Genomic DNA, 13,988 nt, shown 5'->3' on the forward strand with positions numbered 1-13,988 from the left:
GCGCGCGGCGGCGGCCCGGCTGGCCGCGCACCCCGGGCGGGGGCCGGCCGCGCTGGCCGCCCGGCTCGCCGACGAGCACGCCCGGCTGGCGGAGCTCAGCCCGGGCGGGCGGGGCCCGGCCGCGGCGCTGGACTCCGCGCGGCAGCGGCTGGCCCGGGCGCGGGGCGGCCCCGCGGCGCTGGCCCTGTTCGCCGGGCTGGCCGCCGCGCACCCCGGGGGAGTTGACGAAGTATCGTGCTCCCCGGAGGAGTTGCTGGAGCTGCTGGCCGAGTACGGCCTGGCGGTGCCGACCCCGGGGGGCCGTTACCGGATCCCCGCGCTGACCGCCGCGTTCGGGCGGGCGCTGGATGGACCGCGGATGGAATCCGGCTGACGGTCCGGTGCCCGTGCCGCCCCGCCCCCGGCGGCTGACCGGCCACGATGCCGAGTGGTGTGATGCTCCGTCAAGTCCGTTCCGCGGTCCGGCCCGGACCGCCCCGGGCGGCCGCTCTGATCCTCTTGACCGGCTATTTGGTCTAGTCCACTCTGAGTCCGCCGTCGGCACGAGCGGAGCAGTGCGCGCCGACGGCGCAGTGCGCGCCTCCCCCACAGGCTCCCCATCGCCCCCACTCGCCGCCCGGCGACGATCCAAGGAGCAGAACGTGCATCGTGCGACCAGAGTGACCCAGCCCAGACCCGCCCGCGCGGCGCGGCCCGGCGCCCGTGCGGTGGTGGCCTCGGCCGCCGCGCTGGCCGTGGTCGCGAGCGGCAGCCTGCTGCTCGCCGCCACCGGCGACGCCAATGCCGACGTGGTCAACCTGCTGCAGAACCCCGGCTTCGAGGCCGGCAGCCTGCAGGGCTGGAGCTGTACCGCCAACTCCGGCGCGGTGGTCTCCAGCCCCGTGCACAGCGGCAGCCACGCGCTGCAGGCGACCCCGGTCGGCAGCGACAACGCGCAGTGCACCCAGCAGGTCTCGGTGCGGCCCAACTCGAACTACACGCTGAGCGGTTGGGTCCAGGGCAACTACGTCTACCTGGGGGACAGCGGCACCGGCGGCACGGACACCTCCACCTGGAGCACCAACGCCGCCTGGAATCAGCTGACCACCAGCTTCACCACCGGGCCGAGCACCACCAGCGTGACGGTCTACCTGCACGGTTGGTACGGCACCGGTGCCTACGGCGCCGACGACCTGGTGCTCAGCGGCCCGGGCTCGGGCAGCACCCTGCCCCCGCCGCCCACCACCCCGCCGCCGACCACCGCGCCGCCGACCACCGCGCCGCCCACGACCCAGCCCCCGACGACGCAGCCCCCGACCACCCAGCCGCCCACCTCGCCGCCGCCGACCTCGCCCACCCCCACGGGCCCGGCCAAGCACCTGCTCACGGGCTACTGGCAGGACTTCGACAACGGCGCCACCGACCAGCGGATCAGCGACGTCAACGCGGCCTACGACATCATCGCGGTTGCCTTCGCGAACGCGACCGGCACGCCGGGCGCGATCGACTTCGCGCTGGACGGCACCCTGTCGAGCAAGCTGGGCGGCTACACCGACGCCCAGTTCGAGGCGGACATCGCCGCCAAGCACGCGGCCGGCAAGAAGGTGATCGTCTCGGTCGGCGGCCAGAACGGGACCATCTCGGTCAGCGACTCCGCCTCCGCGGCCAACTTCGCCAACAGCGCCTACGCGGTCATCCAGAAGTACGGGTTCGACGGGATCGACATCGACCTGGAGAACGGGGTCAACTCCACCTACATGGCGCAGGCGCTGCACAGCCTGGCGGCCAAGGTCGGCAGCGGCTTCGTGCTCACCATGGCGCCGCAGACCATCGACATGCAGTCCACCGGCATGGAGTACTTCAAGCTGGCGCTGGCCGTCAAGGACGTCCTGACCATCGTCAACATGCAGTACTACAACTCGGGTTCGATGAACGGCTGCGACGGCAACGTCTACTCCGAGGGCACCGAGAACTTCCTCACCGCGCTGGCCTGCATCCAGCTCCAGGGCGGCCTGGCGCCGGGCCAGGTGGGCCTGGGCGTGCCGGCCTCGGGCAGCGCGGCGGGCGGCGGGTACGTCTCGCCCGGTGTGGTGAACGCGGCGCTGGACTGCCTGGCGAGCGGCACCAACTGCGGCTCCTTCAAGCCCACCACCAAGTGGCCCGGCATCGGCGGTGCGATGACCTGGTCCACCAACTGGGACGCCAGCAACGGCAGTTCCATCGCGACTTCGGTCGGCGGCCACCTGCACGCGATGCCCTGACCGGAACCGCGGGGCCCCACACCCCGCAGCGCAGTCTCTCAACCCCCACGACAGAGAGAAGACAACCGCATGCGCAGAACCAGTCGATCCGCCTGGGCGGTGACCTCCGCGGCCGGCCTCCTGCTGGGCGGCGCCCTGTCGGTGCTGGGCATGGCCCACGCCCAGGCCACCCAGACCACGGCGACGCCCGCCGCGGCCCCGGCGAACACCACCGGCGCGCCCGCCACCTCGGGCGGCATGAAGGTCGCCTACTACGACCAGTGGGCGGTCTACCAGAACGCGTTCTACCTGAAGAACGTGGACACCACCGGTGAGGCGAGCAAGCTCACCACCCTGATCTACGACTTCGAGAACATCGACCCGACCAACCTGACCTGCTTCGAGGCCAACTCGGCCGCCTCGCAGGACGAGAACAACCCGAACGCGGGCGACGGGGCCGGCGACTCGTTCGCCGACTACGGCAAGACCTTCGCCAACGGCAACTCGGTGGACAACTCCACCGACACCTGGAACCAGCCGATCGCCGGCAACTTCCACCAGTTGCAGGAGCTGAAGGCCAAGTACCCGAACCTCAAGGTGGTCCTCAGCCTGGGTGGTTGGACGTACTCCAAGTACTTCTCCGACGCGGCGGCCACCGACGCGTCGCGGAAGAAGTTCGTCTCCTCCTGCATCGACATGTTCATCAAGGGCAACCTGCCCTCGCAGGGCGGCTACGGCGGCGCCGGCACCGGCAAGGGGATCTTCGACGGCTTCGACATCGACTGGGAGTACCCGGGCGGCGGCGGCCACACCGGCAACCACTCCTCGCCGGCGGACAAGCAGAACTTCACCGCGCTGCTGGCCGAGTTCCGGTCCGAGCTGAACACCCAGGGTGCCGCGGACGGCAAGACCTACTCGCTGTCGGCGGCGCTGCCGGCCGGCCAGGACAAGATCAAGTCCGTCGAGACGGACAAGATCGGCCAGTACCTGACCTTCGGCGACCCGATGACCTACGACATGCACGGCGGTTGGGAGGCGACCGGCCCGACCAACCACCAGTCGCCGCTCTACGACAACCCGGCCGACCCGTCCAACCCGATCGCCCCGGGCACCAGCAAGTACTCCATCGACGAGGCGATGAAGGCCTACACCGTCGGTGACTCGCAGTACGGCATCCCGGGCGGCTTCCCGGCCGCCAAGCTCAACATGGGCGTGCCGTTCTACTACCGCGGCTGGACCGGGGTGGCGGCGGGCAGCAACCACGGCCTGTTCCAGCCCGCCAGCGCACCCGCGCCCGGCGCACCCGACTCGGGCAACGTGGCGGGCACCCGGATGTACAAGGAGCTGTCCGGCGTGGTGGACAACGCCGCCGACACCTTCTGGGACCCGCTCGCGCAGTCCGCGTGGTTCTACGACGGCACCAACTTCTGGTCCGGCGAGGACCTGCAGTCGATCCAGGCCAAGGCCGACTACCTGCACTGCAACGGCATGGGCGGGACGATGATGTTCTCGCTCTACGACCTGGACCCGGCGGCCACGCTGTTCAACGCGGTGGTGAACGACACCAACGGCTCGGCGGGCAACTGCCCGGCGCCGCCGACCGGCTCGCCCACCCCGACGCCCACTCCCACGCCCACCCCGACGCCGACTCCCACGCCGACGCCCACCCCGACCCCCACGCCCACCCCGACCCCCACGCCGACCCCGACCCCGACGCCCACCCCGACCGGCCCGTCCGGCGGCCCGGTGGTGAACGGCGGCTTCGAGTCCGGCAGCCTCTCCCCGTGGACCTGCACCGGCAACCTGGGCTCGGTGGTGAGCAGCCCGGTGCACTCCGGCTCGCACGCCCTGGCGGGCGCTGCCAGCAGCAGTGACGACGCCCAGTGCTCGCAGACCGTCACGGTCAAGCCGAACACCACCTACACCCTGTCCGGCTGGGTGCAGGGCAACTACACCTACCTCGGGGTGACCGGCTCCGGCGCGGACACCTCGACCTGGACCTCCGGCCCCAACTGGTCGCAGCTGTCGACCAAGTTCACCACCGGCGCCGCGGTCACCTCGGTGACCGTCTGGGTGCACGGCTGGTACGGCCAGGGGACCTACTACGCGGACGACATCAGCGTCGGCTGAGCCTGCGCGAGCTGATTCCGCACCAGCACGGGGCGGTGCCACCCATAAGCGGTGGCACCGCCTCCGCTACTATGGGGCCACGTTCGCTGCATCCCTTGCGCCACCGGGGTTTGTGAGGCGCAAGTGTCGGGAAATCGACAAAGCGCTGAAGCTATCTCCGCCGGCTTCGGTCCGGCCCGGCAAAATCGCGCGGGCAGGTGTACGCGGGTGTTCGGGTGATGCGACGATGGACCAGATGGGGGACGGGGCGCGGCTGCTGACGGGCCGTGGGCCTACGCGCGTCCCCGCGGGATGCCACGACACTCGGGGGGAGCGGGAGTCGGCATGAAGCTGATCGGCAAGCAGCAGCCGGGCGTCGACACCGCCGCCAGCACCGCACCCGTGCCCGCCCAGCGCGGACTGGGCGGCGCCGCGGCCCGCCCCGGCTACGGCCCGGAGAGCCTGGAGCCGGTGCCGGTCCCGCAGTTGGGCGGCCGCTACCCGGCGCCGTCCGCCGTGCCGGCCGTGCCCGAACCCGCCGGCCCGGCGTCGGCCGCCGCACCCTCCGAGGCCGCCTGCGAGACCGGCGCGGCTGACGGCGACGGCTTCGAGAGCGAGCTGGCGGCCCGCGAGTCCGCCGCACTGGAGGGCCGCTACCGTGCCGCCGCCGACGGCGGCGACCTCGGCGCGGCCAGCCGGCTGGGCGCGCTGCTGCTGCGCCGCGGCGATCTGGACGACGCCGAACCGTATCTGCGCCGGGCCGCCGCCGCGGGGGTGCGGGCCGCCGCCAACAACCTCGGCGTGCTGCTGCACCAGCGCGGCCACCGCTCGGAGGCCGGCCAGTGGTGGCGCCAGGCCGCGGTGGCCGGCAGCGCGCCCGCCGCGCACGCCCTCGGCCTGCACCTGCGCGACCACGGCGACGAGGAGTCCGCCGAGTACTGGCTGCACTTCGCCGCCGAGCAGGGGCACGCGCTGGGCGCCTACGCGCTCGGCGACCTGATGGAGCACCGGCGCGACGTGCGCGCCGAGCGCTGGTTCCGGCTGGCCGCCGACGCCGGCCACCGGGAGGCCGCCTACCGGCTGGCCCGGATGCGCGAGGCGGTCGGCGACAAGGACAGCGCCGAGACCTGGTACCGCACCGCCGCGGTGCGCAGCCACGCCCGCGCGGCGCTGCGGCTGGGCGTGCTGGTCGAGGAGCGCGGCGGCCGCGAGGAGGCGGCCCGCTGGTACCGCCAGTCCGCCCAGAACGGCGAGCCCCGGGCCGCCTGCGCGCTGGGCTTCCTGCTGCGCGACAGCGGCGACCTGCCGGCCGCCGCCCAGTGGTGGCAGGAGGCGGCCGAGGCCGGCGACGGCAACGCCGCCAACGCCCTGGGTGCGCTGCACGCCGGCCGCGGCGAGGACCGGGACGCCGAGCGCTGGTACCGGGCGGCGCTGGAGGCCGGGGACCACAACGGCGCGTTCAACCTCGGCCTGCTGTGCGCCTCCACCGGGCGCGAGGCGCAGGCCGAGCAGTGGTACCGCCGGGCCGCCTACGCCGGGCACCGTGAGGCCTGCAACGCGCTGGCCGTGGTGCTGCTGCAGCGCGGCGACGAGGCCGGGGCCGAGCCCTGGTTCTCCAAGGCCGCCGAGGCCGGCAGCGTGGACGGCGCCTTCAACCTCGGCATCCTGCACGCGGGCCGCGGCGAGCAGCAGCAGGCCCAGGAGTGGTACGCCCGGGCCGCCGCCGAGGGGCACGGCGAGGCCGCCCTGCAGCTCGCCGTGGCCAAGGAGCAGCGCGGCGACCAGGGCGCGGCGCTGGAGCGCTACCGGCAGGCCGCCGAGGCCGGTTCGGCCGAGGGCGCGTTCCGGCTCGCCGCGCTGCTGGACCGCCGGCAGGACGCGCCCGAGCAGGCCGAGCACTGGTACGCGGTGGCGGCCGACGCCGGGCACGGCCGGGCCCAGGTGCGGATGGGCGTGCGGGCCGCCGAGCGCGGCGCGCTGGAGATCGCGGAGAGCTGGTACCGGCGGGCCGCCGAGACCGGCAGCCGCAGCGCCGCCTTCAACCTCGGCCTGCTGCTGGCCCGCCAGGAGCGCGAGCCGGAGGCGATGCTCTGGTACACCCGGGCCGCCGACGCCGGCCACGGCCGGGCCGCGCTGCGGCTGGCGCTGCTCGCGCTGCGCCGCGGCGAGCCGGTGCAGGCGGAGAACTGGTGCCGCCGGGCCGCGGACTACGGCCCGCCCGAGGTGGCCGAGCGGGCCGGGCGGCTGCTGGACGCGATGCACCCGGAGATGACCGCCTGACGGGCCGTCGCCCGACGGTGCGTCGGGCGGTCGGCCGGCCCTGCCGGTGCGTCAGACGCTCAGCCGGCGCAGCGCCTCCTCGTGCAGCAGGCCGTTGGAGGCCACCGCGTCGGCGCCGCTGGGGCCGTCGATGCCGTCCAGCCCGGTGAACCGGCCGCCGGCCTCCTGCACCACGATGCACGGGGCGGCCATGTCCCACAGGCTCAGCTCCGGCTCGGCGGCGACGTCCACCGCGCCCTCGGCCACCATCATGTAGGACCAGAAGTCGCCGTAGGCCCGGGTCCGCCAGCAGGCCCGGGTCAGGTCCAGGAACGGGTCGAGCCGGCCGCGCTCCTCCCAGCCGGAGAGCGAGGAGTAGGAGAACGAGGCGTCCTCGATCCGGGAGACCTGGGAGACGTGGATCCGGCTCGCCTTGGCCAGGCTGCGCCCGGCGTAGGCGCCCAGGTCCTTGGCCGCCCACCAGCGCCGCTGCAGCGCCGGTGCGGAGACGATGCCGACCACCGGCTGCTCCGTCCCGTCCGGGCCGACCTCCAGCAGGGCGATCAGGGTGGCCCAGACCGGCACCCCGCGGATGTAGTTCTTGGTCCCGTCGATCGGGTCGATCACCCAGCGCCGGGGACCCGAGCCGACCAGGCCGAACTCCTCGCCCATCACGGCGTCGCGCGGCCGGGCCCGCTGCAGCACCCCGCGCACCAGCTCCTCGGCGGCCTTGTCGGCGTCCGAGACCGGCGTCAGGTCGGGCTTGGTCTCGATCGCCAGGTCCAGCGCCCGGAAGCGGTCCAGGGTGACCGAGTCGGCCGAGTCGGCGAGCACGTGGGCGAGGCGGAGGTCATCGTGGTAGTCGGCCATGGGTCGAACAGTACCGTCCGGACGCCCCCGCCCACCGCAGCGTTCAGTGACCGGACCCGCTGAGCTGGAGGCCCACCACACCGGCGATCACCAGGCTGACCGAGACCAGCTTGAGCACCGAGGTGGACTCGCCCAGCCAGACCATCCCGTAGATCGCGGTGCCCGCCGCGCCGATCCCGGTCCACACCGCGTACGCGCTGCCCACCGGCAGCTGCTTGAGCGAGAGGGTGAGCAGCCCGAAGCTGCTCAGCGCGAAGAAGGCGAAGGCGATGGTCGGCCCCAGCCGGGTGAATCCGTGGCTGAGCTTGAGGTTGACGGCGAATCCGGTCTCCAGCAGACCCGCGAGGACCACCATGAACCAGGCCACTGCGCCTCCTGTGTCGAGCTCGCCCGTCCTCCTATGATCACCAATCGGCGGGCGCCCGACACCTGGGAGGCCGTCAGTCCCCCTCGCGCGGCTCCCGGGCGGCGAGCAGGCGGCGCAGCGAGTGCAGCCGGGCCGGCTCGGCGTGGCCGTCCGCCACCCAGGCGTCCAGCGCGCAGTCCGGCTCGTCGTGGCTGCAGGCGCGCGGGCAGTCCGCGGTGCCCGGCTCCAGGTCGGGGAAGGCGAGGATCACCCGGGACGGGTCGATGTGCGACAGGCCGAAGGAGCGGAAGCCGGGGGTGTCGATCACCCAGCCCGGGTCCAGCGCCTTCTTCGAGCCGGGCTTGGCCCCCGGCGGCGGGGGCAGCCGCAGCGCCAGCGCCGAGACGGTGGTGTGCCGGCCGCGCCCGGTCACCGCGTTGACGTGGCCGGTGGTCCGCTGGCGCTCCGGCACCAGGGCGTTCACCAGGGTGGTCTTGCCGACCCCGGAGTGCCCGATGAAGACGGTGGACAGCCCGCGCAGGTGCGCGCGCACCTCCTCGGCGCCGGCGGTGGCCAGCTCGTCCCGGCGGGTGACCACGTACTGGATGCCGAGCGGGGCGTACGCCTCCAGCAGCGGCTCGGCCGGGGCCAGGTCGGACTTGGTGAGCACCAGGAGCGGTTCCATGCCGGCGTCGTAGGCGGCCACCAGGCAGCGGTCGACCAGCCGCGGGCGCGGCTCCGGGTTGGCCAGCGCGATGACGATCGCCAGCTGGTCGGCGTTGGCCACCACGATCCGCTCGTACGGGTCGTCGTCGTCCGCGGTGCGGCGCAGCACCGAGGTGCGCTCCTCGACCCGGACGATCCGGGCCAGCGTGTCCGGCTCCCCGGACAGGTCGCCGACCAGGCTGACGGTGTCGCCCACCACCACGCCCTTGCGGCCGAGTTCGCGGGCCTTCATGGCCAGGACCTGGCGCTCCCGCTTGGTGCCGGCCTCGACCAGGCAGGTCAGCCGGCCGCGGTCGACGGTCAGCACCATCGCCTCGGCGGCGTCCTCGTGCTTGGGGCGGATCCGGGTCCGCGGCCGGGAGCCCCGGCGGGCCGGGCGGTTGCGGATGTCGTCCTCGTCGGCGTCCTTGCCGTAACGGCGCATGGTGCTGCTACCCCCGCTCAGCCGGCCGCCCGGCCGAGCAGTTGGTCCCACATCAGCGGGAAGTCCGGCAGCGTCTTGGCGGTGGTGGCCACGTTCTCCACCTCGACGCCGGGCACCACCAGGCCGAGCACCGCGGCGGCGGTGGCCAGCCGGTGGTCCTCGTAGGTGTGGAAGACGCCGCCGTGCAGCGCGCGCGGGCGGATCCGCAGGCCGTCGGCGGTCTCGGAGACGTCGCCGCCCAGCTCGTTGATCTCCTTGGCCAGCGCGGCCAGCCGGTCGGTCTCGTGCAGCCGCAGGTGGGCGATGCCGTACAGGTGGGACTCGGAGTCGGCCAGCGCGGCGACCGCGGCGATCACCGGGGCGAGCTCGCCCACGTCGTGCAGGTCGGCCTCGATGCCGTGCACCGCGCCGGTGCCGGTGAAGCGCAGGCCGTCGTCGGTGAACTCGGCCCGGCCGCCCATCCGCCCGAAGATCTCGCGCAGCTGGTCGCCCGGCTGGGTGGTGTGCCGGGGCCAGTCCCGCACGGTCACCCGACCGGCCGTCACCAGGGCGGCGGCGAAGAACGGGGCGGCGTTGGACAGGTCCGGCTCGACCACCAGGTCGCGGCCGAGCAGCGCGCCCGGAGTGACCCGCCAGACGTCCGGCTCGCCGCCGTCCTCGGGCGCGTCCACCTGGACCCCGGCGAGGCGCAGCATGTCGACCGTCATCCGGATGTGCGGCAGCGAGGGCACCGGGCCGCCGGTGTTGCGGACCTCGACGCCCTGGTTGTAGCGGGCGCCGGAGAGCAGCAGCGCGCTGACGAACTGGGAGGAGGCGGAGGCGTCCAGCTCCACCACGCCGCCGTCCAGCGCGCCGGTGCCGTGCACGGTCAGCGGGAAGCCGCCGCGCCCGCCGTCCTCGATCCGGGCGCCGAGCGCGCGCAGCGAGTCGATCACGCCGTGCTGCGGGCGCTCGTGGCTGCGCGGGTCGCCGTCGAAGTGCACCGGACCGTCGGCCAGCACGGCCAGCGGGGGCAGGAAGCGCATCACGGTGCCGGCGTTGCCGACGTCGACCCGGGCCGGGCCGGCGAGCTGCTTGGCCGGGATGACCCGCCAGGCCTCGCCGCCGCCGGTGCCGCCGCTGGAGTTGTTGACCTGCTCCTCGATGCCCACGCCCAGGGCCCGCAGGCCGTCCGCCATCAGCTGGGAGTCGCGGCTGCGCAGCGGGCGGCGCACCCAACTGGGCTCGCCGGCCAGCGCGGCCAGGATCAGCGCGCGGTTGGTGACGGACTTGGAACCAGGAATGGTGACAGTCGCGTCGACGGCGCCGGTCGCAACCGGTGCGGGCCACAGGGTGTCGGTCATGCGGCCAGTCTAGGTGCGGTGGCCTGGGATGCGGCCCACCCGGCCGAGGGGTGGACGGCCCGGCCGCGCAGGGGCGTCCGCCGGTCCGGGAGGCCCGTTAGCCGGCCAGCAGCCAGCTGCTGCCGATCACCAGGCAGGCCAGCGCGACCACCGCGAAGAGCGCCACCCAGAGCAGCGCGGCCACCCCGGTGAGCCGGGCCAGCTGGTCGGCGTCCGAGTCGCGCGCACCGCCGCGGTGCCGCTTGCGCTGCAGCTCGACCACTGGGCGCACCCCGGCCAGCAGCAGGAACCAGACCCCGAGGAAGGCGAAGCAGGCCTGCAGCTGGGCGCTGCCGAACCAGGAGACCGCGAAGAAGGCGGCGCCGGTGAGCACCACCGAGAGCAGCCCGAAGGCGTTGCGGATCATCACCAGCATGCCGACCAGCAGCACGATGGCTATCCAGAGCAGGGCGGTGATCCGGCCGGCGGCCAGCAGCGCGGCGCCGCCGAGGCCGAGCAGCGAGGGGGCGGTGTAGCCGGCCGCCGCCGTGAGGATCATGCCGGGCCCGGTGGGGCGCCCGGCCGAGACGGTCAGTCCCGAGGTGTCCGAGTGCAGCCGGATCCCGGCCAGCCGCCGACCGGTGAGCAGCGCGACCAGCGCGTGCCCGCCCTCGTGCGCCAGCGTCACCACGTTGCGGCTCAGCCGCCAGACCGGGTGCGGCAGCACCGCGAGCAGGGCGGCGCCGGCGCAGGCCAGCACCAGCCAGTGCGGCGGGTCGGGCTGGGTGCCGACGGCCTGCTGCCAGAGCTGGTCGAGACTGTGGTTCATCGCGAGTTCCCTGGGTCGGGCGGGCGGGGGGTGGGCAGCCTCCCATGCCGAGACGTCCCGGCGGTAGCCGCCGGTTGCATAGGGTGGCCGCATGTGTGGTCGATTCGCGGCGAGCACCCGGCCGGAGGACATCGTCGAGCTCTTCGGGGTCGCCCAGTGGGACCCGGAGGAGACCCTGGCGCCCAGTTGGAACGTGGCGCCGACCGATCCGGTGCTGGCGGTGCTGGAGCGGGTGCCGAAGGGCGGCGGCGCGCCGGTGCGCCAGCTGCGGCGGCTGCGCTGGGGCCTGGTGCCGGCCTGGTCGGACTCGCCGGCGACCGCGGTCAAGATGATCAACGCCCGGGCCGACACGGTGCACGAGAAGCCCGCCTACCGGCAGGCCTTCGCCGCCCGCCGCTGCCTGCTCCCGGTGGACGGCTACTACGAGTGGCAGACCGTCGAGCCGGTCGGCGGCCGGGGCCGGCCGCGCAAGGTCCCGCACTTCGTGCACCGGGTGGACGGGGCGCCGCTGGCCCTGGCCGGCCTGTACGAGTTCTGGCGGGACCGCGGCCACCCGGCCGACCACCCGGCGGGCTGGCTGGTCACCTGCACGATCGTGACCACCGGGGCCGAGGACCTGCTGGCGCCGATCCACCACCGGATGCCGCTCTTCCTGCAGCCCGAGTCGTTCGCCGCCTGGCTGGACCCGGGGCTGGACAATGCGGAGGAGGCCCGCGCGCTGCTGGTCCCGCCGCGGCCCGGCCTGCTCGCGGTCACCCCGGTGGCCAGTGCGGTGGGCAGCATCCGCAACAACCACCCCGGGCTGACCGAGCGGGTCACCCCCGACATGGAGGGGGCGCTGTTCTGGTGACGGACCGTCGGACCCTGGTGGAGACCCCGGCCGGGCCGGCCGCGATCAACTGGCACCGGGCCGCCGAGCCGCGCCTGCTGCTGGCCCTCGGGCACGGCGCGGGCGGCGGCATCGAGGCCCCGGACCTGGCCGCGCTGGCCGCCGCGCTGCCCGGGCACGGGGTGAGCGTGGCCCTGGTCGAGCAGCCCTGGCGGGTGGCGGGCCGGAAGCTGGCCCCGGCCCCGAAGACCTTGGACGCCGGCTGGCTGCCGGTGGTCGAGCGGCTGGCCGGCGAGGGGCTGCCGCTGGTGGTCGGCGGCCGCAGCGCCGGCGCCCGGGTGGCCTGCCGGACCGGGGCCGCCAGCGGTGCGGTGGCCGTGCTGGCGCTGGCCTTCCCGCTGCACCCGCCGGGGAAGCCGGAGCGCTCCCGGGCCGCGGAGCTGCTGGACAGCGGCCTGCCCACGCTGGTGGTGCAGGGCGGGGCGGACACCTTCGGCACCCCGGCGGAGTTCCCCGAGCTGCCCGCCGGACACCGGCTGGTGCCGGTCCCGGCCGCCGGACACGGGTTCAAGGTGCCGAAGTCCGCGCCGATCGATCAGTCCGGGGTGCTGGCGCTGATCACCGGCGCGGTGGCCGACTGGCTGGCCGGGACCGGCTGAGTGGCGGACCGGGGGAATCCGTGCTGGGCCCGGGAATGCCGGGGCGGTCGGCCGGGTTAACCCTTCCGTCAGGAAGTGCTCCAGCGGAAAGGCAGCGCACATGGGTTCGATCGCTTGCCCCGAGCGGCCGGAGGAGCGGAGCGCCGAGAGCGCCTTCGTCCCGTGGTCGGAGTGGCTCGTCGCGGGCGAGAAGCCCGAGGGCCCGATATCCTCGCTTCCGGGCGGGCTCGCGGTGAGCCGTGCCCGCAGCAGCGAGGAGGTGGGTCCGGTCGCCGCGACCGAGGACGAGCCGCACGTGGGCCTGGACGGGGACGAGCTCCCGGGCGACACGCCGCTGACCGGTGAGGAGCTGGCGGAGGCGATCGGCGAGGACACCTTCCGGGTCTCCGCCGAGGAGACCGAGGAGGCGCGCCGGGCGCGCTTCGAGCGCGACGCCCTGGGCTATCTGGACCCGATGTATTCGGCCGCACTGCGGATGACCCGCAACCCGGCCGATGCCGAGGACCTGTTGCAGGAGGCCTTCGCGAAGGCGTACGCCTCCTTCCACCAGTTCCGCGAGGGCACCAACCTGAAGGCCTGGCTGTACCGCATCCTGACCAACACCTTCATCAACTCGTACCGCAAGAAGCAGCGGGAGCCGCAGCGCACCGCCGCCGAGGAGATCGAGGACTGGCAGCTGGCCCGGGCCGAGTCGCACATGTCGACCGGTCTGCGCTCGGCCGAGACCCAGGCGCTCGACCACCTGCCGGACAGTGACGTGAAGGACGCCCTGCAGGCGATCCCGGAGGAGTTCCGCATCGCGGTCTACCTCGCGGACGTCGAGGGCTTTGCATACAAGGAGATCGCCGACATCATGGGGACCCCCATCGGTACGGTGATGTCCCGGCTGCACCGAGGCCGCCGCCAGTTGCGGGGCATGCTGGAGGACTACGCCCGCGAGCGCGGGCTGGTTCCGGCCGGCAGCGGGGCTGGGCGCGAGGCGAAAGGCACCGGCTCATGAGCTGCGGAGACCCGCACGCCACGGACTGCGGCGAGGTGCTCGACCACCTCTACGAGTTCCTCGACAACGAGATGCCGGAAGGCGACTGCGCCAAGCTGCGCCAGCACCTTGACGAGTGCTCGCCCTGCCTGGAGAAGTACGGGTTGGAGCAGGCCATCAAGGCGCTGATCAAGCGTTCCTGCGGCTGTGACGACACCCCGTCGGACCTGCGCAGCAAGGTGCTGGCCCGGATCGACAGCATCCGGGCTGGCCAGCGCAGCACCGAGCCGGTGGTGGAGGTGGACCCGGGCGCCGCGCACGGCGGGACCGGTCTGCTGGCCGCCGGCCCGGTGGTCTCGCCCGCCGAGTAGGACGGCTTCGCACAGGGGCCCGGGAGTTCGCTCCCGGGCCCCTGTC

Annotated in this window: 12 protein-coding genes and 1 pseudogene; 8 read left to right on the top strand and 5 right to left on the bottom strand. The window is 74.1% G+C overall.

Features of this window, described 5'->3' with window-relative positions; all coding sequences use genetic code 11:
- From ACFW1A_RS07350 to ACFW1A_RS07365, 4 genes and pseudogenes are all read left to right on the top strand, one after another.
- Nucleotides 1–373 (top strand): annotated as a pseudogene (locus tag ACFW1A_RS07350) (transcriptional regulator); the annotation flags it as partial.
- Between the two features lie 268 nt (nucleotides 374–641).
- A complete protein-coding gene (locus ACFW1A_RS07355; RefSeq protein ID WP_380405669.1) occupies nucleotides 642–2,240 on the top strand; it encodes a chitinase in 1,599 nt (532 codons plus the stop codon).
- A gap of 69 nt (nucleotides 2,241–2,309) precedes the next feature.
- Complete coding sequence (locus ACFW1A_RS07360) at nucleotides 2,310–4,349, top strand: glycosyl hydrolase family 18 protein (protein WP_380405672.1); 2,040 nt, start codon at nucleotides 2,310–2,312, stop codon at nucleotides 4,347–4,349.
- 324 nt (nucleotides 4,350–4,673) lie between these two features.
- Nucleotides 4,674–6,608, top strand: coding sequence for a tetratricopeptide repeat protein (locus ACFW1A_RS07365; RefSeq protein WP_380405675.1), 1,935 nt, complete (start codon nucleotides 4,674–4,676; stop codon nucleotides 6,606–6,608).
- Between the two features lie 51 nt (nucleotides 6,609–6,659).
- Here the strand turns inward: ACFW1A_RS07365 and hisN are convergent, their stop codons facing one another.
- The 5 genes from hisN to ACFW1A_RS07390 all read right to left on the bottom strand — a co-directional run bounded on the left by hisN (nucleotide 6,660) and on the right by ACFW1A_RS07390 (nucleotide 11,104).
- Complete coding sequence (gene hisN / locus ACFW1A_RS07370; RefSeq protein WP_380405679.1) at nucleotides 6,660–7,457, bottom strand: histidinol-phosphatase; 798 nt, start codon at nucleotides 7,455–7,457, stop codon at nucleotides 6,660–6,662.
- Between the two features lie 43 nt (nucleotides 7,458–7,500).
- The gene (locus ACFW1A_RS07375; RefSeq protein WP_380405682.1) at nucleotides 7,501–7,824 is read right to left on the bottom strand and encodes a DMT family transporter; all 324 of its coding nucleotides are present in this window, start codon (nucleotides 7,822–7,824) and stop codon (nucleotides 7,501–7,503) included.
- Between the two features lie 73 nt (nucleotides 7,825–7,897).
- The gene (gene rsgA, locus ACFW1A_RS07380) at nucleotides 7,898–8,953 is read right to left on the bottom strand and encodes a ribosome small subunit-dependent GTPase A (RefSeq protein ID WP_380405685.1); all 1,056 of its coding nucleotides are present in this window, start codon (nucleotides 8,951–8,953) and stop codon (nucleotides 7,898–7,900) included.
- 17 nt (nucleotides 8,954–8,970) lie between these two features.
- Nucleotides 8,971–10,296, bottom strand: a complete 1,326-nt coding sequence (gene aroA, locus ACFW1A_RS07385; protein ID WP_380405688.1) for a 3-phosphoshikimate 1-carboxyvinyltransferase — start codon at nucleotides 10,294–10,296, stop codon at nucleotides 8,971–8,973.
- A gap of 97 nt (nucleotides 10,297–10,393) precedes the next feature.
- Nucleotides 10,394–11,104 (bottom strand): M50 family metallopeptidase, encoded by a 711-nt coding sequence (locus tag ACFW1A_RS07390; protein ID WP_380405691.1) that lies wholly within the window; start codon nucleotides 11,102–11,104, stop codon nucleotides 10,394–10,396.
- 91 nt (nucleotides 11,105–11,195) lie between these two features.
- Between ACFW1A_RS07390 and ACFW1A_RS07395 the strand changes: the two genes are divergently transcribed.
- The 4 genes from ACFW1A_RS07395 to rsrA all read left to right on the top strand — a co-directional run bounded on the left by ACFW1A_RS07395 (nucleotide 11,196) and on the right by rsrA (nucleotide 13,942).
- Complete coding sequence (locus ACFW1A_RS07395) at nucleotides 11,196–11,954, top strand: SOS response-associated peptidase (RefSeq protein WP_380405694.1); 759 nt, start codon at nucleotides 11,196–11,198, stop codon at nucleotides 11,952–11,954.
- A complete protein-coding gene (locus ACFW1A_RS07400; RefSeq protein WP_380405771.1) occupies nucleotides 11,948–12,592 on the top strand; it encodes an alpha/beta family hydrolase in 645 nt (214 codons plus the stop codon). The genes ACFW1A_RS07395 and ACFW1A_RS07400 overlap by 7 nt, the downstream gene beginning before the upstream one ends.
- Nucleotides 12,593–12,692: 100 nt before the next feature.
- Entirely contained in the window at nucleotides 12,693–13,592 is a 900-nt protein-coding gene (locus ACFW1A_RS07405; RefSeq protein WP_380405697.1) for a sigma-70 family RNA polymerase sigma factor, read from the top strand.
- Complete coding sequence (rsrA, locus tag ACFW1A_RS07410) at nucleotides 13,589–13,942, top strand: mycothiol system anti-sigma-R factor (protein ID WP_380405699.1); 354 nt, start codon at nucleotides 13,589–13,591, stop codon at nucleotides 13,940–13,942. The genes ACFW1A_RS07405 and rsrA overlap by 4 nt, the downstream gene beginning before the upstream one ends.
- Nucleotides 13,943–13,988: the final 46 nt, after the last annotated feature.

The organism is Kitasatospora sp. NPDC058965, from assembly GCF_042741245.1.
GTDB lineage: Bacteria > Actinomycetota > Actinomycetes > Streptomycetales > Streptomycetaceae > Kitasatospora.